A 20,469-nucleotide genomic window follows, 5' to 3' on the forward strand; every position below is an offset into this window, starting at 1 on the left:
CTACTCCAGAATCTTGGTGACGACGCCAGCGCCGACCGTATGACCACCCTCACGGATGGCGAAGCGGAGGCCTTCCTCCATGGCGATGTGCGTCATGAGGGTAACGGTCATCACGACGTTGTCGCCGGGCATGGCCATTTCCTGACCCTCGGGGAGGGCGATGGAACCGGTCACGTCGGTGGTACGGAAGTAGAACTGGGGCTTGTAGCCGGGGAAGAAGGGCTTGTGACGGCCACCTTCTGCCTGGGACAGGATATAGACCTGTGACTCGAACTTCGTGTGCGGGGTAATGGAACCGGGCTTGCAGATGACCTGCCCACGGCGCACTTCGTTATGCTCGACGCCACGGAGCAGCAGGCCGACGTTGTCGCCTGCCTCACCGTCGTCGAGCAGCTTGTGGAACATCTCGATGCCGGTGACAACGGTCTTGCGGGTCTCTTCCGAGAGACCGACGATTTCGACGTTGTCCGACATCTTGACGATACCGCGCTCAATACGACCGGTCGCAACAGTACCGCGGCCGGTGATCGTGAAGACATCTTCGACAGCAAGCAGGAACGGCTTATCGGTCGGTCGGACGGGGGTCGGGATGTAACTGTCGACGGCGTCCATAAGCTCCCAGATCTTGTCGGTCCACTCGTTCTTGCCACGAGAACAATCACCTTCGTACTCCAGTGCCTTGAGAGCGGAACCGCGGATGATGGGGGTTGCGTCACCATCGAAGTCGTTCTTCGTCAGGAGGTCACGGACTTCCATCTCGACGAGGTCGATGAGTTCGGGATCATCAACCTGGTCTACCTTGTTGAGGAAGACAACGATCTTCGGAACGTTGACCTGGTGAGCGAGCAGGAGGTGTTCGCGAGTCTGAGGCATGGGGCCCTCGGATGCGGCGACAACGAGGATAGCACCGTCCATCTGGGCAGCACCGGTGATCATGTTCTTGATGTAATCCGCGTGGCCAGGGCAGTCGATGTGCGCATAATGACGCTTCTCGGTCTCATACTCAGCGTGGTGGGCGTTAATCGTGACGCCGCGGGCTTTCTCTTCCGGAGCGTTGTCGATCTCGTCGTACCGCTTGATCGTCGTATGACCCAGGGTCGCGAGGCACTTGGTGATGGCAGCAGTCAGTGTCGTCTTGCCATGGTCAACGTGGCCGATGGTTCCGATATTGACGTGCGGCTTGTTACGCTCAAACTTCTCTTTCGCCATGATAACCTCCCGTCTGATTACGCCTTGCTGGACGAACCCTCGAACTTGGTGACGACTTGTTCCCTCACATCCTCAGAAACCTTCTGATAATGCGAGAACTCCATTGAGAAAGAACCACGGCCCTGCGTCAAGGAACGCAGAATCGTCGTATATCCAAACATGGCCGCCAAGGGTGCCGATGACTCGACCACCTGCAGGTGCCCACGATCTTGAATCTGCTGGATGGTACCCCTTCTTGCTGTCACGCTACCGATGACATCGCCGATATTCTCCTTCGGGACGACAATCTCGAGTTTCATGATGGGTTCAAGAAGGAATGGCGATGCTTTTGTGCAACCTTCGCGCAGCGCCTTGGAAGCAGCGATCTTGAAAGCCATTTCTGATGAGTCGACTGGATGATACGATCCGTCCGTAAGCGCAACCGTCACGTCGACAAGAGGGAATCCAAGGATAGGCCCCGAGGTGACTGCTTCGCGAACGCCGGCTTCGACAGACGAGACAAACTGTTTTGGCACCGAACCACCGACAGTCTTGTTCACAAACACGATTCCCGTACCACGTTCCCCTGGAGTGATTCTCAGGACGACGTCGCCATACTGGCCGTGCCCTCCGGTCTGCTTGATATACCTTCCCTGCTGGACGACTTCGCGACCAATTGCCTCACGGTATGCGACCTGCGGTTCGCCAACAGTGGCGTTCACCCCATATTCCCGCAACAGACGGTCGATGATGATCTCTAGGTGGAGTTCACCCATTCCCGAGATGATTGTCTCGGAAGTCTCTTCGTCTGTCTTGATTCGGAACGTAGGATCCTCGATCGCGAACTTGGCCAGTGACGCGGCAAGTCTCTGCTGATCAGCCTTGGTCTTTGGTTCAACAGCAACCGAAACCACCGGCTCGGGGAAATGCATGGTTTCCAACTGAATGAGCTTCTCTTCATCGCACAGGGTCGTACCGGTAATGACGTCTCTCGAACCAACGATAGCCCCGAGATCACCCGCCCCAAGTTCCTCGACATCCTCACGCTTGTTGGCATGCATCCGAAGCAGCCTGCTGACCCGTTGCTTGTCACCCTTGTTTGCATTCACGACATATGAGCTGCTCCTCATGACTCCTGAGTAGATGCGTACGTAGGACAGAATACCGACATAGGGATCGGACACAATCTTGAAGACCAGAGCCACCAAAGGACCGTTCACGTCGCTCATGACGTCTACTTTCTCGTCAGTTCCCGGAATCTTGCCAACAGCTGGCTTCACATCCAAGGGCGAAGGAAGATAGTCCACAATACCATCCAGCAAGGGCTGGATGCCCTTGTTACGGAATGATGACCCAATGAACACGGGGACCATGAGATTCGCAATTGTTGCCCGACGAAGAGCAGGCTTGACATGACCCCACTCCATCGTGCTGGTGGCGACATACTCTTCCAGAGCCTCGTCATCCACTTCGGCTACTGCCTCAATAAGGTGCTCGCGAGCTTGAGCGACCTGAGCGGCCTCACTCTCGTCAAGTTCGACGGTTTCATAGGTCTCGCCGGTGGGATCAGTGAACAGGTACTTCTTGGCTTCCATCACATCGAGGATTCCTACGAACGTATCTTCCTTTCCGACCGGCAATTGCACCAAGCCAGGTCGCGCTCCTAGTTTCTCGCGAATTGCCGCAACTGTCTTATCGAAGTCCACTCCGACCCTGTCATACTTGTTGATGTAGACGATGCGCGGGACGTGGTACTTATCCGCCTGACGCCACACGGTTTCCGACTGAGCCTGTACCCCCTCGACACCAGACAGGATGATTATACCCCCATCAAGCACTCTAAGCGCGCGTTCCACTTCTGCCGTGAAGTCCACGTGGCCGGGCGTATCAATAATGTTAATCTTGAAACTCTTCCAGAAAGCTGTGACAACCGCAGACTGAATTGTAATTCCGCGCTCACGCTCCTGGGGAAGAAAATCTGTGGTCGTATTGCCATCATCGACATTACCAAGCTTGTACGTGGACCCGGTGTAATAGAGAATTCGTTCCGAGGTCGTCGTCTTCCCGGCATCGATGTGAGCAATAATACCGATGTTTCGTATGTTGTTCAGATCGTTCTGATCAAGCATGCAGTACCACTAACCTTCGACAGCGTTCCGACTCTACCAGCGATAGTGAGAGTACGACTTGTTCGCCTCTGCCATCCGGTGGACATCCGACTTCTTCTTGAAGGCGGAGCCAGTTTCAGAAACCGCGTCAATCATCTCATATGCTATCTTCTCAATCATCGACTTGCCAGCGCGTTTCTTCGCGGCATCGACGATCCATTCCATGCTCAGGTTGATACCGCGGCGCGACTCAACCTCAACAGGTATTTGAAGTGTAGCTCCACCGACCCGGCGGGGCTTCACCTCAACCAGGGGCCGGCATTTCTCAACAGCCTGCTGGAAGACTTCAATGCCAGGCTTCGCGCCCTTCCCGTCGATCAGCTTGATGGCCCCATACACGATACCCTGTGCCTTAACCTTCTTGCCCTTCTTGAGGATCTTGTTGATGAAGTGGTTCAACAGCTCGCTGTTGTAGATGGGATCGGCCTGAGCTGGCTTGCGGAACTGCCGCTTCTTCCTAGGCATTACTTGCCACCTTTCTTTGCTGCGGCGCCCTTCTTGGCTCGCTTGGCTCCGTACTTTGAACGTGCCTTCATACGATTGGCCACGCCTGCAGTATCCAGTGTCCCACGAATAATATGATAGCGCACGCCAGGCAAATCCTTGACCCTGCCGCCACGAATCAGTACCATCGAGTGCTCCTGGAGGTTATGACCGACACCACCGATATAAGCCGTGACCTCCATGCCGTTTGTCAGACGAACTCTGGCAATCTTGCGCAATGCGGAGTTAGGCTTCTTCGGTGTCGCGGTCTTGACCTGGGTGCAGACACCCCTCTTCTGTGGGCAACCCTTGAGCGCCGGAGTCTTAGTCTTGAACTTCGGCTGCACACGGGGCGACCGCACCAGTTGGTTAAATGTCGCCATACAGTTTCCTCCTAAGGACGTAAATACACATCTCTAAATGATATGCATTAGGGGGCAAGTGTCAAGCACTTGCCCCCTTGACAAATCACACTCGCGCAACCCACACGTTACTCGCTCGACTCTCTGGCCGCGTTTGTTCCAAAATCTAACTCCCGCGAGCCTCCCGCAGAGGTTCCGCCTGCGTTTTGCGCTTCTCAAACATGAGCTCTGGAGACGATGTGCCGGCAGGAATCGACTTGCCTACGATGACTGCCTCCTTGAGGCCGGTGAGTCGGTCGATCTTGCCCTTGATCGCTGCGTCAGCAAGTACTCTTGGCGTCTCCTGGAATGATGCAGCGGACAGGAAACTGTCCGTTTCGAGAGAGGATTTCGTGATGCCCTGCAGCACCAGATCGAAGGACGCAGGCTTGCCACCCTGCGCGCGGACCTTGCGGTTCTGCAGCAGGAGTTCATGCTTGCTCACAATCTGGTCGGTGAAGAATGTGGTATCGCCCGGTTCGACAACCTTCACTTTCTTCAGCATCTGGCGAATGATCATCTCCACGTGCTTGACGTTGATATCGACACCCTGAGAACGATAGACCTTCTGGACTTCCTGAACCAGGTAACGGGCAGTCTCCTCGACGCCTACCAGCTCAAGGAGACCTTTGGGGTCGATGGAGCCCTCGGTAAGCTGGTCACCCACGCGCACGTGCGCTCCATTTTTGACGCGGAACCTGGTCATCGGCGAGACTTTGAACTTGGCCTCGACACCTCTTTTGGGTGTGACGACAATCTGCTTCCTCTCCTCAAAGTTCTTCTCTTTCACATCGACGATGTGCAATACACCATCCACCGTCGAGACGACCGCCTGCCCCTTTGGCGTACGTCCTTCGAAGATCTCCTCGACGCGAGGGAGACCGGTCGTGATATCGACGACCGCGATGCCTCCTGTATGAAATGTGCGGAGCGTAAGCTGCGTACCGGGCTCGCCTATGGACTGAGCCGCGATGACGCCGACCGCCTCCCCGACCTGAACATCATAGCCGGTGGACAGGTCACGGCCGTAGCACATGGCACAGACGCCGTTCTCACTTTGGCACGTGATGGCAGAACGAAGGCGCACGCTGGTGATATTAAATTGCTCGATAGCAATCGCTGCTTCGTCGCGGATGAGACCATCCTTGGGAACCAGAACGATATCTTCATCCACGACCACCTCGACCGACGTGATGCCGGCGCGTTTCGTCGCCGCAAGCACCTTCTCAGTAAGAGTGTCCCCCTTCTCTGCAAGAGTCTTTTTTCCCTCAGCAGACACGATGTCTGTCGCAAGGGGTCGGTCGAGGATACGTTCGAGCGTCGTCTTCGACCAAACAGGGTTTACCTTGATCGTCGATGCACGAAGCACGATATCATCGGCTGCGTACCGGCCGGCAATCTGTTCGCGGAGACCAACGATGACAGCACCACCGTCGACGACAGGCTGAACAGTCAAGCCACCAACATACCGCTGGATCTTCAGGAACTTGAGACCGAGGGCTTCCAGGCGTTTCGCCTGTTCCCACGAAATCTCCTCGCCGGGCTGGATGATGGTCTCTCCCGTCAGAGGATTGATGACCCGTTCGTCGGCGATCTTGCCCGCCAGCTCCTCCGAAAGGGAGGATACCACCAGATTGCCAATCTTGATCTCACGGGCCTGAGAATGTGTGCAATCTTCTTCGCGGACCACCAGCTCGTGCGCGACATCGACAAGACGACGCGTCAGGTAGCCCGAGTCAGATGTCTTCAGTGCCGTGTCCGCCTGTCCCTTGCGGGTACCGTGTGTCGAGAGGAAGTACTCGAGCACAGACAGACCCTCACGGAGGTTGGACTTGATGGGGAATTCGATGATCTTTCCTGAGGGGTCCGACATCAAGCCTCGGATACCCGTCATCTGCACGATCTGCTTCTTGCTTCCACGAGCGCCGGAGTCGGCCATGATACGTACGGAGTTCTCTTCGGTAAGGTTGCGGAATACGGCCCGTTCGATCTCTTCGCCCTTCTCCTGCCAGACCTTAACCACCTTGAGGTAGCGGTCGTTGTAGGAGAGAAGACCATTCTCGTAGAACTCGTTGATCTCGCGGACGGTCCTGTCGGCATCGTTGAGGATACGCTGTCGCTCGGGTGGCACTTCCATGTCCGAAAGCCCGATGGATATGCCCGACTCGGTCGCGTACTTGAATCCGAGTGCCTTGATGTTGTCGAGAAGGACGCTGGTCTTGGATACGCCAAACTGGCGCGAAAAGTCCAGGATCATCGCCTCAATCTCCTTCTTAGGCATCGTCTTGTTCTGGAAGGGGAAGTCACGATACTTGGCCTCACCCTCAAAGATCGTTGTCCGGAGCTCATCGTTGAACACGACCCGGCCCGCCGTGGTACGGATCTTCACCCCAGCAAGGCGAACAAGAACTGGGTCGTGGACACGCAGCTTCCCGGACTCGAAGAGGTAGAGGACGTCCTGCTCGGTGTACACAGGAGCAGAATTCCACTTCATCGCTTTCATTCTCTCTTTGATCTCATACGTGAGATAGTAGGCTCCAAGCACCATGTCCTGGACGGGTCCGGCCATTGGGTTGCCGCTTGCGGGTGAGAAGATGTTGTACGAGGAGAGCATGAGCAGACGGGCTTCGGCCTGGGCCGCAAGGCTCAGGGGAAGATGGATAGCCATCTGGTCGCCGTCGAAGTCAGCATTGAATGGAGTGCACACGAGGGGCGATATCTGAATGGCCTTGTCGTCGATAAGGACGGGTTCGAAGGCCTGGATCGACAGACGGTGAAGGGTCGGCGCACGGTTCAACAGGACGACGTTGCCCTTGACGACCTTCTCGAGGATGCTCCACACTTCTGGTGTGGGTTTCTCAACGATGTCCTTGGCAACCTTCATGCTGCCTACGACGCCTTCACGCATGAGCCGGTAGATGACGTGTGGCTTGAACAGTTCGAGCGCCATTTCCTTGGGGACGCCGCACTGACTGATCTTGAGTTGTGGCCCTGAGACGATGACTGCACGGCCAGAATAATCAACACGCTTGCCCAGCAGGTTCTGACGAAACCGCCCTTCCTTTCCCTTCAGTTTGTCGCTGAGGGAGCGGAGGGGGCGACCGTTCGCATTGACCACGGGGTATTGGCGCTTGCTATTGTCCAGCAGAGCGTCCACGGCATCCTGGAGCATCCGTTTCTCGTTCTGCAACAGGATCTCGGGGGCGTTCTCGTCAAGCATCTTCCCCAGGCGGTTGTTGCGGTTGATGACCCGACGATACAACTCGTTGAGGTCGTCGGACGCAAACCGCCCACCCTCCAGCTGAACGAGGGGCCGAAGGTCCGGCGGAATCACCGGGATGCGGGTCATGATCATGTCCGTGGGCTTTCGGCTATTGTTGATGAGAGCCGTGACCACGTCCAGCTGCTTGACGGCCTTTGCGCGGTCCTGACGAGACTTGCCCTTGATCCGGACAAGGAGATTGTCGCGCATCTTGTACAGGTCGAGGTCCTTCAGGAGTTCGAGGAAAGCCTCGGCTCCCTTCTTGGCGACGAACTTCTCGCCCTTCAGGCGGCGATCGCGGTATTCTTCATCGGTGAGGAGCAACTTGCGGACCAGGCCCTCGGCATTGCCTGGGTCCAAGACAAGCCAGCTGCCGAAATAGACGACCTTCTCGACCGCCTTGCTGGGCATCTCAAGGAGGAGTGCAATGTAGTTGACGGCGTTACGAAAGTACCAGATATGTGCTACCGGAGCGTGGAGTTCGATGTGTCCCATGCGCTCACGGCGAACGTTGGAATCAGCTACTTCCACGTGACACTTGTCACACACCTGCCCCTCGAAGCTTTTTCCCTTGAGCTTGCCGCAACGGCACTGAAAACTCTTGGTTGGCCCAAAGATAATCTCACAGAATAGTCCATGAGGCTTCGGTTTGCCACTCCGGTAGTCAAGCGTCTCAGCTTCAGCAACCTCTCCGTGTGACCAGCTGCGTATTTCCTCCGGTGACGCCAGATGGAGGGACAGAGCCTCGATCTTGTTGTTTCTCAATCTTCCTCCCTTCGAACTACTCTTCTTCCTCAGCGATCATGGTGGCCTTCGCGTCGGCGATGATCTTCTCAGCAATACGCTCGGGCACTTCCTCGTAGTGATTGACCTTCATCGAGTACGTACCGGTTCCCTGGGTCATAGATCCCAGGTCGATACCATAGTTCAACATCTCTGCAAATGGGACAGACGCCTTGATGATCTGCTTGCCCTGTATGTTTTCCATGCCTGAGATCTTGCCACGCTTGCTCGTAAGGTCACCCATAACGTCGCCCATATACTTGTCGTCGACAATGGTTTCGAGTGTAACGATCGGCTCCAGCAGAATGGGATTGCACTGCTCAAATCCCTTCTTGAACGCCAACGATCCAGCCAGCTTGAACGCCATTTCCGACGAATCGACGGGGTGGTAGGACCCATCAACAACGGTAACCTTGATGTCCACCGCGGGGTATCCAGCCAACTGGCCCTTGTTCATGGTCTCCAGCATTCCTTTCTCAATAGCGGGAATGTACTGTTTTGGGATTGCTCCTCCGAACACCTTGTTCTCGAAGACCCATCCACCACCGCGATTGTTTGGTTCCATCTCAATCCAGCAATGACCGAATTGGCCATGACCACCAGTCTGCTTCTTGTGCTTGCCCTCTACGCGTGCCTTGCTTTTGATCGTCTCGCGGTATGGCACCCGGGGCACTTCCAGGTCGATGTTCACCCCGAATTTCTTCTGAAGACGCTCCACGATAACCTGAAGATGGGCTTCACCCAAGCCGCTGAGGATGGTTTCATGGGTCTCTGCATTCTTGTCGATGATCACGGCGGGTTCTTCCTCTTTGAGCCGGCTCAGGGTGGAGCTCAGCTTGTCGTCATCGGCCCTGGTCTTCGGTTTGAGAGAACGCATGAGAAGGGGTTGTGAAAACACGATCGGCGCCAGATCGAGAGTGACATCTCTTGTCGAAATCGCGTCGTTCGTCGCAGTATGCACCAATTTCGAGATGACAAGGATGTCCCCGGCGACTCCTTCGTCCGCTGGTTCCTGCTTCTTCCCAATCATGTGGAAGAGGCCACCGATCTTCTCTGAGACATCTTTCGTTCCGTTATAGATTTCGTGACCAATCTTCCCGCTATAGACGCGTATAAACGACAACTTGCCCACAAATGGGTCCGAGGTAGTCTTGAACACAAGTGCCGCAACATGTGCCGCCGGATCAGCTTGGAGCTCCACGGTCTCATCGGTCCCCTTGCGAGTCGCCTGGACCGAAACCTCTACGGGCGAAGGAGCGTAGGACGACACGAAATCCATGATGTAGTCGCAACCCACCCCCTTCAGGGCAGACACACCAAGGACTGGGAACACCTGGCGTTTCTTGAACGCCTTGGTGAAGACCATCACGAGCTCGTCCTGAGTCAGAGCTTCTCCCCCAAGGTACTTCTCCATGATGGTGTCATCCGATTCTGCAACAGCTTCCGTGAGGGCAACGCGTGCCGACTCGTAATCGGACCTGACAGCATCAGGAATGGCGTCGGACACACTCGCCTCGTCTTTGCCGGCTATGTACGTGTAGACCTTGCCAGTGAGGACGTTGACAAACGAAGCGAAAGCGGGACCTGAAACAATCGGGATCGTCAATGTAGCGACTTTGTGTCCGAAAGCGTCCTGTAACTCAGCAACCCGGGCATCGAAGTCGATATTCTCCAGATCGACCTTGTTGATCACAAATGCGACGGGAATATGCTGCGCTTCGCACAAACCCCAGAAACGGGGGGTCTGGACTTCAATACCAGCCCCGGCATTGATTACGAGGAATGCGGCGTCAGCTACCCTGACCGCCTCCTGTGCTTCCGTCATAAAATCGGCATATCCCGGGGTATCAAGCAGATTCAGCCGAACCCCTTTGTAGTCAAACTCGCAGAGGCCAATACTTGTGCTGATGTGGCGTTTTATTTCCTCATCCAGGTAGTCGGAAACAGTAGTTCCATCTTCGACGCGGCCAACTCTCTGGCTCGCGCCGGCATGGAAAACCAAGCGTTCTGTGATCATCGTCTTGCCAGAGCCGCCTTGTCCAACTAGCGCGAAGTTCCTTATGTCACTCGGGCTGAATCTGCTCACCTTTTCCTCCCCTAGAGAATGCTATTCGTTGTCTTCCAGCACTACCTTGGTACTCTTTGCGTGAGTGTCCCCTGCCTTTGGCAGTGTCTCCAGGTCCAGCCCAAGCCCGCGAAGTTCCTTCACGAGAACGTTGAACGACTCTGGAGAACCCGTTTCGAAGAGGTTGTTTCCTTTGGTGAGACGTTCGTAAGCCACACGTCTGCCCTCAAGATCGTCCGATTTGATCGTCAGCATCTCTTGCAGTACGGTCGAGGCACCATACGCCTCCAGAGCCCATACTTCCATTTCTCCGAAGCGCTGGCCGCCGAACTGTGCCTTGCCACCGATTGGTTGCTGGGTAATGAGGGTATAGCGGCCGGTCGAGCGAGCATGCATCTTGTCTTCGGCTAGGTGAATCAGCTTGAGGATGTATGCTTCTCCTATGGTAACCTGGCTATTGAAGTGCTTGCCATTGACCCCATCTCGAACGTCCTCTTTGCCACTGTCATTGAGTCCAGCTTTGCGAAGAAGGGCTTTGATCTCTTCCTCGGTAGCGCCGTTGAACACGGGCGTCACGGCGCGAACGTTCAACTTCCGGGCAGCAATACCCAGACTGGCCTCAAGAAGCTGGCCGATGTTCATGCGTGAGGGTACGCCGAGCGGGCTTAGGATAACGTCGACAGGTGTTCCATCCTGCAGGAACGGCATGTCCTCCTCCGGCAGAATGCGCGTTATGACACCCTTGTTTCCATGGCGTCCCGCAACCTTGTCTCCGACGATGATCTTGCGTTTCTTGGCGACATAGACTTTTATGATCCGCTCTACGCCGACGGGAAGAGCGTCACTCGTGTTGTCTTTCGTGATCTCCTGCACGTCGATGACGACTCCGTCCTCTCCGGGCGGGACCTTGTAGGACGTATTCTTGTAGTCACGAGCCTTGTCATGGAATAGAGCGAAGTAGACCCTTACCTCAGGGGACTCCTCCTGCTCAGCACGTGGCGTGATCTTGCCCACAAGAACATCCTCAGCCTTGACGTGTGCGCCGACCTGAACCACGCCGCGCTCGTCCAGATGGCGCGCGACTTCCTTGGAGACGTTGGGCGGGTCGCGGGTGATTTCCTCTTTGCCGAACTCTGTCGACCTCACCTCGATCTTGTGCTCTTTGATGTGAATGGACGAAAGACTATCGTCGCGTACAAGACGCTCACTGACGATGACGCCGTCCTGGTAGTTATACCCCCGCCACGGGACATATGCAACCAGCAGGTTCTTGCCCAAGGCAAGTTCCCCTTCTGCAGACGCATACCCATTTGCGAGAAGATCGCCGACGTGTACTCCATCTCCTGTGGAAACGGCTGGGTGCTGGTTGATACACGTGTCCTGGTTTGTCCGCTTGAACTTCTGAAGCTCGAACACACGAGCCTGGGGGACGGAAACATGGGTCACTCCGTTCTTCGCCATCAGAATCAGATCGTCGCGGGTCAGCTTTCTCCCGACAGCCAGCTTCTTGACCTTGGGCTTGCGAAGCTGAACGTCCTCAGCCAGCGTTTGACCTGCAAGCGATCCGTTGACTCGGAAGAGCTCATAGCCTGCTGCCTTGGCAGGATCATACGTCAGAATACTGGCGTTCTTGTCTTTGGCAAAGAGGTCGCGGAGACTCTCCTCGGCGACCGTGCGGCCGATATTGGAACTCAGGTCCTGCGTCGATGTCACCCCCAGAATCCGATGGCCGAGAACTTGCTGCCCAATGGGAGTCATGGTAAGCATCTGTAGTTCGACCGACGTGGTCTCGTCGCCTTCCTGTATAGGAAGAGAGCGGATTTTCGCATTGTTGATGACGCGGCCAAGCAGAGTCTCGGTGATCTTTGTGCCGGCTTTGTGCACCTTGTTCTTGCCTTCCTGCACATCCTTAGCCAACACTTTCCCGACCAGACTATCATTGGTCAGCACGTCAAACAGATCCGTCAGCGAATTCTGAACGATGGAACCTGCGGGAACGTATTGAAATGATTCGACCCCCTCATCCGAAAGAGCCTCGACCTGCTCGCGCGAAACCTCCGAGCCTATCAATTTGAGAATACCCCCTGGAACACCGGCAGGCGCAAAGGAAATGGGCACCATGCGGACATCGCCGAGAATACCGGGCTCGTTTGCATCTGAAGCGAGCATGACGGGGATGACATCCACCGGAATGCTGCCGGCCTGGAGGTCCGCCACGTCGGCCAGAGGCGAGATTCGGATCTGCTCGGCATCAACATATGAGACGATCCCGTCCACATCACTGAGCACGAGGTCACCGTTGTCGTGAACAACCCGTCCCTCCATGGCAGTCGAAACGCGGGCACGATCGGGACGTACCAGCGGCACTGCCTGTCGCTGCATGTTGCAGCCCATGAGGGCGCGGTTTGCGTCGTCATGCTCAAGGAAGGGGATCAACGAGGCCGAAATCCCAAATATCTGCGACGGCAAGAGGTCAATGTAGTCGACCTTGCTCGCGGGGAGCTCTTTCGGGAGGATTTCGCCGCCTTCGCTGCGCTGCCGGGCGATAACCGTCTTCGAAGTCAGACGGTTCTTCTCATCGACAGCAGTATTGGCTTGAGCGATCGAATGGTACTCTTCTTCCTCGGCGTCCATGTAGACAACGTTCTTCTCGTCCTTGCGACCATTCGCGACTTTGGCATATGGCGCGGTGATGAATCCATACTGGTTAAGTTTGGCGTATGAACTCAAACTGTTGATAAGTCCTATGTTTCCGCCCTCTGGAGTCTCGATGGGGCAAATACGACTATAGTGCGAAGAGTGAATGTCGCGGACTTCCACGCCCGCCCGCTTCCTATTCAGACCGCCTGGTCCGAGAGAGCTTAGGCGTCTCTTGTGCGCAAGACTTGACAATGGATTGATCTGTTCCATGAACTGGGATAGCTGACTCTGGCCGAAGAAGTTCCTGATGGAAGAGATGACCGGCTTCGTGTTGAGGACATTCTGGAGGTTCATCATCTGCTCTGACGAGTAGATCGTGACCTTGTCACGGGTCGCCTTGGCTACCTTCAGCATGCTGTCCTGAATTTCCTCGGCAAGCAATTCCCCCACACGCCTGATACGACGGTTCGCCAAGCTGTCGATATCATCGAAGTTGGCTTTGCGTTCGCGAATGTCAATCAGGTGTCGAACAATGGAGACATAGTCGTCTCTGGTCAGAACGGCAGAATTGCTGTCTGTTCCAAATCGTTTATTGATCTTGTAGCGACCAATAGGCGTGAATGTGTTGTATGCCTGATCGGTCAGAAGAGTCGAGAGCAGACTCTGCGCAGCCTCGAGCGTCAGGCGCTCCTTCGGCTGCATCTCCTTGAAGATCTGCTTCACCGCCTCTTCCTGATTCATGGTCTTGTCGGCCTTGAGTGTCTTGACAATCCAGCGGTCAGGCTGCCTGCTGCTGACCAGGAACGAGCTCGCGCCATGATTCTCGAGAAGACTCATTGCTTTCCCGGTAATCGCAGCACCTTCCTTGATGATCTCCTTACCCTTGGAATCCAGAAGTGGCTCGACGGCTGTATACTCAGCCTGATCGAACACCGACCGAAGCTGTTCGGTGGATAGGCGCTCGGTCTTCTCAATGGTGAAAAGGCGCTTGATCTCCTCGTTGGACTCGATGCCAAGAGCCTTCAGTACGAGAGTCATGGGAACCTTGTGAGCCTTCTTCCGAAGACGCGTATAGATGACATCGTCCTTGCCGGCCTCAATTTCCATCCAGTTTCCCCGGTCAGGAATAAGGGTCACCATGTAGATCTGTGCGCCGGACAGCTTGTCCTTCCCTCCCTCGAAATAGACGCCAGGCGAGCGGACCAGCTGTGAAACGATCACACGTTCCGCGCCATTGATGAGGAACGTTCCAAATGGCGTCATGAGCGGAATCTGTGTGATGATAAGTGGCTGTTCCCGTATCTCGCCGGTTTCCTTGTTGATGAGGCGGAAATTAGCACGAACCATCGCCTCAAAACTCAGTCCTGCCTTGCGGCAGTTCTCCATCGACTTGGCGGGCCGCTCGATATCGTGGTTCACATACTCGATCCGCAGTTTGGCGGTGTCGATGGGGAACACTCTCGCAAAGATCTGAGCGAGTCCTGGTCCCAGAAGCCAGTCGTAAGACGTCTTCTGGAGCTGGAGGAGGTCGGGCATCGCGTAACTTGATTTGATTTTGGTAAAGTCTATAATATCTCCTGCCACGCGCATGGCTCTCCTTTCATATCAGTTTGAAAAAAGCGGTCAAATTAAAAGTTTACTCTTTTTTATTTGACAGTCAACTGTGTTGTTTCCACGATTTTGGATACTTCATTTATCAGCCTCTCTTGCCAGGGAAACATATCTTCATATTCTCATCTGCCGTGAATATGCGTACAGCCAGGGAAAGGGGGCTGCAATTTCCTCTCATCTTCACATTGTGCACTCGAAAACGGTCCTTACTGACACGACGGGTCAACCTACCACCTGAACAAACCATATCGCACAAGCACGCCGATAAACCTGAGAGTGTCAGTGAGCGAGTTGATTTTGCTCCTTGCCTCCGTCCGGTAGATGGTCCGAGTCGGCACCCAACCTATCCGATACCCTGCCCTTCCTTCCTTGAAGATGATCTCAGTCTCCAGGTCGTACTTATTTGCCTTCAGCGGCAGAGAAAGGACGGAAGTCAGCTTGTAGTAGCGAAAACCATTCTGGCTGTCGCGAACATTCTGTCCAAGGAACAAGCTGATGAGTAATGAAGATGCATGGTTCGCGAATCTTCGGATGAAGGGCATCGTCGAGACATTCGACATCCTGTTCCCGATGACCATGTCGTAGCCTTGTTCAGCCGCAGCGATGAACAGCGGGATCTCAGCAGGATCATGCTGTCCATCAGCATCGATGGTAACCGCGCCATCGTAACCACTATCCATGAGATACCTGAATCCAGTCTTGAGCGCAGCGCCCTTGCCCACATTGGACTCGTGGCAAAGGACGATAGCACCCGCGGCACGTGCGGCGCCAGCTGTATTGTCGGCAGAACCATCGTCGATGACTACGGTGGCGGCAACAAATGGGCGCACCCCTTCCACGACAGCCGCGATATTGTATTCTTCGTTGAAGGCAGGAATGACCGCAGCGATTCTCATGGAACGGTCCTCCAGAAATCGAAGAAATTCAGAAATTGTGTAGGGTCCTGGTCAACAATAGCCTCGTACTGCTGCGCAAAGTCCACCACAAAGGCTCGCACCCAGGACCGCTCGTCTGAAGCTTCCGGGTTGATTGGCCGGCCAAACTCCAGCAGAAACCTGCCGTTTGGCTGTCGTACAAGGAATCCAGGAATTCCAACGAGCTTCCTGCGAAAAGAAAGCAGTGCTGCCCCACGGGGAAAGCGGACAGAATGCCCAAAAAACTCTACCTCCTCGCCACCGTTCGCATAGTCTCTGTCGGAGACAATGGCTGGCACTTCGCCCTCTGGCAGATGTCGGAGGAGCTCCCTCAATCCGAACCGAACGTCGTGGGCAGTCAGTCCAAAACGCACACGAAGCGATTCATAGAGCCGCTGGACGACCCAGCTGTTCTGCGTGAGTGCAATCGCATGCGTCCTGTAGCCGCCAAGGCCAAGCATCGCCCCAGCCAACTCCCAGTGGCCATAATGCCCGGTAACCAGGCAGAAGGGCCTGCCACCAGATCGCTGGTCGAGAAGCACGTGTATGTCTGCAAAGTTCACGATCATCGATTCGATGCGAGCATCGCTGGTAGACGGTATCTCGAAGAAGTCGACCAGGTTCATGCCAGCTTGGTCGAACGTTCGCAATGCCAACCGTGACAACTCCCGATGACTTGCTTCAGGCCGTATGATTCTCAGGTTTGCGAAGACCCCTCGTCTCTGCCCGGCATTGAAGGCAAAGTAGCCCCACGCAATCAATCTGGCAATGACCCGTTTGAGCCAGTCGGGCAACACGGTCACAATGCGGAAGGCGACAACGTACCAGAAAGCCATCATCTAGCTGCTCGCCAATCCTTCGAACGCAGCATACCAGAGCAACCCAATGAGGGTCTTTGCATCATTCATGCGCCCGTCGCGGCATCGTTCAATGGCTTCGGTGACAGGCATCAGAACCGGTCTGATGAATTCGTCGGAATCCATCTCGGTAGGCCCATATCGAAGACCCTTCGCAATGTACAGCGTCAGCCGTTCATCGACGAAGCCGGGGCTGGGCCAGAATTCGACGCACTTCTTCCAGGAGCTCGCAATATACCCGGTCTCCTCACGGAGTTCTCGGCGTGCGGCGGTGAGGAAGCGTTCGTGCACGCCGTGGCGGCGCCCAGCCGGGATCTCAAGCATGACCATCTCCGGTGCTGGTCTGTATTGGCGAACAAGCACGACGTGATTGTCGACAGTCAATGCCACGACACAGACAGCTCCTCCCGCATATGTTACAACGTCCCGATGAGCAACGCGGTCGTCCGGCAATCGGACGACCTTGTCCAGAACCTCTATGGACTTCCCGAGATACGCTTGTCGACATGACAAGACTGCCTCGAACATCCGTTGACGTGTCCTCAATGAGACCGGATCATCTCCTTGATTTTCAGAAGCCTCGTGGTGTTTGCCCGTTCATTCTCGTCCAGTTTCGACGTAATGAACCGGATCGTCTCCTCAAGGTTGGGGATCATGACATACTCGAGCGCATTCACTCGCCGCCGGGTTCGCTGAATTTCCTCCGCCATCAGACGTATGCTTGCCTCAATCTGACCCAGCTTCACGATGGACGGCATCAACTCGTACAACCTCAGAAGGGAAGCTTCTACCCCGGCTCCCTCCAACCCGGCGAATGACGGGGACTCGAAATCCGAGATTGAGAAGGACAGGACAGGCAAGGCTACATTCATGACAGTCTTGGTTCCCGCTTCGATGTCGAGACGAGTCGAGACCGTTCGCGAGAGAAGCTCCACGACGACCGCCGGGTACGTGGCGGTTTGACCCTTGAACGCAGCCAGTGCGTCCGGCAGTTCGTGGTCAACGTGCGCCCGATAGTCACCATACTCCTCTGCAAGCCTGATGAACGTCTTCATAAGACCCTCGAGCTTGTCCTTGAGAAGTTTGTGACCCCGCCGAGCAAGAACAAAACGCTTCTGCAGCCGCAGAAGTTCCATCCTGGTCGGGTTGACCTTGAGGATCATCGCTCTGCCTATGCCGTACTCTTCGGCATATACTTCTCTATCATGGCTGGCGAGACACGCTTCAGTTCCTGCAGCGGTAGTATCGAGAGGAGCTCCCACCCGATGGACAGTGTCTGTTCGATCGACCGATCCTCGTCGCGCCCTTGCTGGACAAAACGATGTTCAAACTCATCTGAGAATTTCACAAAGGTCCGATCCGTCTCTGTGAGCGCTGACTCGCCCAGGACAATTGCAAGCTCCTTTGCATCGCGTCCTCGGGCATAGGCGGCAAACAACTCGTTGAGAAGGCCAGCGTGATCCTCGCGCGTCTTGCCCTTGCCGATACCCTTGTCCTTTAGCCGCGAAAGCGATGGAAGCACATCGATTGGCGGGTAGATGCCTGCCTGATGCAGTGACCTGCTCAGAAAGATCTGTCCCTCGGTAATGTAGCCTGTGAGGTCCGGAATCGGATGCGTCTTATCGTCTTCAGGCATGGTCAGGATTGGCAGCTGAGTGATCGACCCCTTCTTGCCCTTGATGCGACCAGCTCGCTCGTAAATTGTGGCCAGATCCGTATAGAGGTATCCCGGATAGCCACGCCTGCCCGGCACCTCTTTCCGCGCTGCAGAGATCTCACGCAGAGCTTCACAGTAATTGGTCATATCGGAAAGGATGACCAGAACGTGCATTCCAAGTTCGAAAGCCAAGTATTCGGCAGCGGACAGTGCAAAACGAGGAGTCGCTATGCGCTCAATGACCGGGTCATTTGCCAGGTTCATGAACAGAACCGACTGGTTGATTGCACCACTCTTGCGAAAATCAGATGTAAAATAGTCGGCTTCCTCGAATGTGATGCCCATCGCGCCAAAAACGACGGCGAACTCGTCAGTTCCAGAAAGCACCCGAGCCTGCCTGGCAATCTGCGCGGCGATCTCGGCGTGAGGAAGACCACTGCCCGAAAAGATCGGCAGCTTCTGACCCCGAACAAGAGTATTGAGTCCGTCGATTGCAGAAATGCCAGTCTGTATGAACTCGTCGGGATAATCGCGCGCATACGGATTCATGGGATCGCCATTGATGTCCAGCACTTTCTCAGGGAGAATCGGAGCAACTCCATCGATCGGTGCTCCGAGTCCATTGAACACCCGGCCCACGATGTCGCGCGAGACTCCAAACTGCAACCCGTGTCCGAGGAATCGAGTCACTGTCTGCTCGCGGTCCATTCCCGACGAACCCTCAAAGACCTGAACCAGAACCGTGCCACCAGAGACCTCAAGCACCTGGCCGTGTCTCAGCCCCGAGATCGTGCGCAGTTCGACGAGTTCACCATATTTGACATCCTGAGCCCCATCCAGAAGTACGAGAGGTCCCACGATTTCGCGGACTGTTCGGTAATCCCTATTCATGGTACTCCTCCCGTGCAGTCGTGTCCATCTCTGACAGAGCCTCAAAACCCTTCGTTATCAAGTTCTCAAGCGTATCGAATGCAGCAAGGTTCGTCTCGAGAATGCTCTTTGAGCGAGCAATCTCGATTCTGACCGGCATTGCGAGAACAGCCCCGAGCGGTACACCCCCCGAAGCAGCCTTGCCCGCCAGATGGCTCCACAACATGATGACGTCAAGCATTCGCAACTGCTTGCGGAGAGAGGTATAGCTGTCGCCCTCGGTAAAAGCTCCCTGCTGCAGGAAGTCCTCACGTATGGACTTCGCCGATTCCAGTACCAGGCGGTCTAATACAGACAGCGCGTCGACACCGACGAGACGAACAAGCTCCTGTAGCTCCGCTTCCTTCTGAAGCAGAGCTCGAACCTCGCGGATATCCTGACTCCAACGCTCGCCAAGGTCCTTGTCATAGAAACGCTCGAGCAAGTTGCTGTACAGCGAGTAGGACTGAAGCCAGTCGATCGCAGGGAAGTGTCGTGCATATGCAAGACGGGAGTCGAGTGCCCAGAAGACCTTGACTGCCCTGAGGGTAGCCTGAACGACCGGTTCAGACAAATCGCCACCAGGAGGAGACACGGCCCCGATAACACTCAGGCTGCCTTCTCTTGGTTGGCTGCCAAGGCTCAGGGATCTCCCGGCACGTTCGTAGAATGCCGCCACTCTCGATGCAAGGTAGGCCGGATAGCCCTCTTCACCGGGCATTTCTTCCAGTCGTCCCGAAATCTCACGCATGGCTTCTGCCCATCGCGACGTGGAGTCTGCCATCAGAGCGACGCTGTAGCCCATGTCGCGGAAGTACTCGGCTATTGTGATGCCAGTGAAAACCGAAGCTTCGCGAGCTGCGACTGGCATGTTGGATGTATTGGCGATGAGGACCGTACGATTCATCAGAACCTCGCCGGTCTTCGGGTCCTTGAGCTGCGGGAATTCCTGCAAGACGTCCGTCATCTCATTTCCACGCTCGCCACAACCAACATAGACAATGATGTCGGCATTCGCCCACTTTGCCAGCTGATGTTGGATAACGGTCTTGCCGCTGCCGAAAGGTCCGGGAACACAAGCCGTCCCGCCTTTGGCAACAGGGAACAGGGCGTCAATGACACGCTGCCCGGTCACCAGCGGAGTATCCGGTGCCATGCGCCGCGTATAGGGCCTGCTATTACGGACTGGCCACCGCTGGATCATGGTGATAGGCTGCTCTTCGCCCGGCTCGGTTCGCAAGACTGCCACGGGTTCCTCGACAGTGAAGTCGTTCTCTGCTATCGAGACGATCCGACCCGCAAAGCCCTTGGGGACCATGATCTGGTGCAGGACAGCCTTGGTCTCCTGGACCGATCCGATGATATCTCCTTCGACGACGACATCATCCACCTTCACGCATGGAACAAAGTGCCACTTCCGGTCACGAGGCAGTGCAGGAAGAGCCACGCCACGGGGAATGAAGTCGCCATACTGCGCACGGATAGCGTCGAGCGGTCGCTGGATTCCGTCATAAATCGAAGTGATGAGGCC

13 protein-coding genes are annotated in these 20,469 nt (G+C 55.5%); all 13 read right to left on the reverse strand.

The annotated features are described in order from the left end of the window. Entirely contained in the window at nt 1-1,209 is a 1,209-nt protein-coding gene (gene tuf / locus SMC7_RS03820; protein WP_119089036.1) for an elongation factor Tu, read from the reverse strand. A 17-nt stretch (nt 1,210-1,226) separates the two neighbouring features. Continuing rightward, nucleotides 1,227-3,317, reverse strand: coding sequence for an elongation factor G (fusA, locus tag SMC7_RS03825; RefSeq protein WP_119089037.1), 2,091 nt, complete (start codon nt 3,315-3,317; stop codon nt 1,227-1,229). Between the two features lie 33 nt (nt 3,318-3,350). Further along, nucleotides 3,351-3,821 (reverse strand): 30S ribosomal protein S7, encoded by a 471-nt coding sequence (gene rpsG / locus SMC7_RS03830; protein WP_119089038.1) that lies wholly within the window; start codon nt 3,819-3,821, stop codon nt 3,351-3,353. Further along, nucleotides 3,821-4,222 (reverse strand): 30S ribosomal protein S12, encoded by a 402-nt coding sequence (rpsL, locus tag SMC7_RS03835; protein ID WP_119089039.1) that lies wholly within the window; start codon nt 4,220-4,222, stop codon nt 3,821-3,823. The genes rpsG and rpsL overlap by 1 nt, the downstream gene beginning before the upstream one ends. Nucleotides 4,223-4,367: 145 nt before the next feature. After that, on the reverse strand, nt 4,368-8,267 hold the full coding sequence (gene rpoC / locus SMC7_RS03840; RefSeq protein ID WP_165845124.1) for a DNA-directed RNA polymerase subunit beta': 3,900 nt from the start codon (nt 8,265-8,267) through the stop codon (nt 4,368-4,370). A 16-nt stretch (nt 8,268-8,283) separates the two neighbouring features. After that, nucleotides 8,284-10,371, reverse strand: coding sequence for an elongation factor G (gene fusA, locus SMC7_RS03845; RefSeq protein ID WP_119089041.1), 2,088 nt, complete (start codon nt 10,369-10,371; stop codon nt 8,284-8,286). Between the two features lie 21 nt (nt 10,372-10,392). Beyond that, on the reverse strand, nt 10,393-14,574 hold the full coding sequence (locus SMC7_RS03850) for a hypothetical protein (protein ID WP_165845125.1): 4,182 nt from the start codon (nt 14,572-14,574) through the stop codon (nt 10,393-10,395). A 254-nt stretch (nt 14,575-14,828) separates the two neighbouring features. Further along, the gene (locus tag SMC7_RS03855; protein WP_119089043.1) at nt 14,829-15,497 is read right to left on the reverse strand and encodes a glycosyltransferase family 2 protein; all 669 of its coding nucleotides are present in this window, start codon (nt 15,495-15,497) and stop codon (nt 14,829-14,831) included. Further along, the gene (locus SMC7_RS03860) at nt 15,494-16,354 is read right to left on the reverse strand and encodes a lysophospholipid acyltransferase family protein (protein ID WP_119089044.1); all 861 of its coding nucleotides are present in this window, start codon (nt 16,352-16,354) and stop codon (nt 15,494-15,496) included. Before SMC7_RS03860 ends, SMC7_RS03855 begins: the two co-directional genes overlap by 4 nt. Next, nucleotides 16,355-16,900: an NUDIX hydrolase gene (locus SMC7_RS03865; protein ID WP_119089045.1), complete on the reverse strand. Its 546-nt coding sequence runs from the start codon at nt 16,898-16,900 to the stop codon at nt 16,355-16,357. A 14-nt stretch (nt 16,901-16,914) separates the two neighbouring features. Then, nucleotides 16,915-17,535: a V-type ATP synthase subunit D gene (locus SMC7_RS03870; RefSeq protein WP_119089046.1), complete on the reverse strand. Its 621-nt coding sequence runs from the start codon at nt 17,533-17,535 to the stop codon at nt 16,915-16,917. 8 nt (nt 17,536-17,543) lie between these two features. Then, complete coding sequence (locus tag SMC7_RS03875) at nt 17,544-18,920, reverse strand: V-type ATP synthase subunit B (RefSeq protein ID WP_119089047.1); 1,377 nt, start codon at nt 18,918-18,920, stop codon at nt 17,544-17,546. Next, on the reverse strand, nt 18,913-20,469 hold a 1,557-nt coding region (locus tag SMC7_RS03880), incomplete at its 5' end, for a V-type ATP synthase subunit A (RefSeq protein ID WP_133298278.1). The genes SMC7_RS03875 and SMC7_RS03880, both read right to left, overlap by 8 nt.

This window comes from Candidatus Cryosericum terrychapinii, from assembly GCF_003570925.1.
GTDB lineage: Bacteria > Caldisericota > Caldisericia > Cryosericales > Cryosericaceae > Cryosericum > Cryosericum terrychapinii.

What these genes read in the sequence shown, in the direction of transcription:
- tuf (WP_119089036.1), bottom strand. Translation starts at nt 1,209, where the DNA reads ATGGCGAAAGAGAAGTTTGAGCGTAACAAGCCGCACGTCAATATCGGA.
- fusA (WP_119089037.1), bottom strand. Translation starts at nt 3,317, where the DNA reads ATGCTTGATCAGAACGATCTGAACAACATACGAAACATCGGTATTATT.
- rpsG (WP_119089038.1), bottom strand. Translation starts at nt 3,821, where the DNA reads ATGCCTAGGAAGAAGCGGCAGTTCCGCAAGCCAGCTCAGGCCGATCCC.
- rpsL (WP_119089039.1), bottom strand. Translation starts at nt 4,222, where the DNA reads ATGGCGACATTTAACCAACTGGTGCGGTCGCCCCGTGTGCAGCCGAAG.
- SMC7_RS03855 (WP_119089043.1), bottom strand. Translation starts at nt 15,497, where the DNA reads ATGAGAATCGCTGCGGTCATTCCTGCCTTCAACGAAGAATACAATATC.
- SMC7_RS03860 (WP_119089044.1), bottom strand. Translation starts at nt 16,354, where the DNA reads ATGATGGCTTTCTGGTACGTTGTCGCCTTCCGCATTGTGACCGTGTTG.
- SMC7_RS03865 (WP_119089045.1), bottom strand. Translation starts at nt 16,900, where the DNA reads ATGTTCGAGGCAGTCTTGTCATGTCGACAAGCGTATCTCGGGAAGTCC.
- SMC7_RS03870 (WP_119089046.1), bottom strand. Translation starts at nt 17,535, where the DNA reads ATGATCCTCAAGGTCAACCCGACCAGGATGGAACTTCTGCGGCTGCAG.
- SMC7_RS03875 (WP_119089047.1), bottom strand. Translation starts at nt 18,920, where the DNA reads ATGAATAGGGATTACCGAACAGTCCGCGAAATCGTGGGACCTCTCGTA.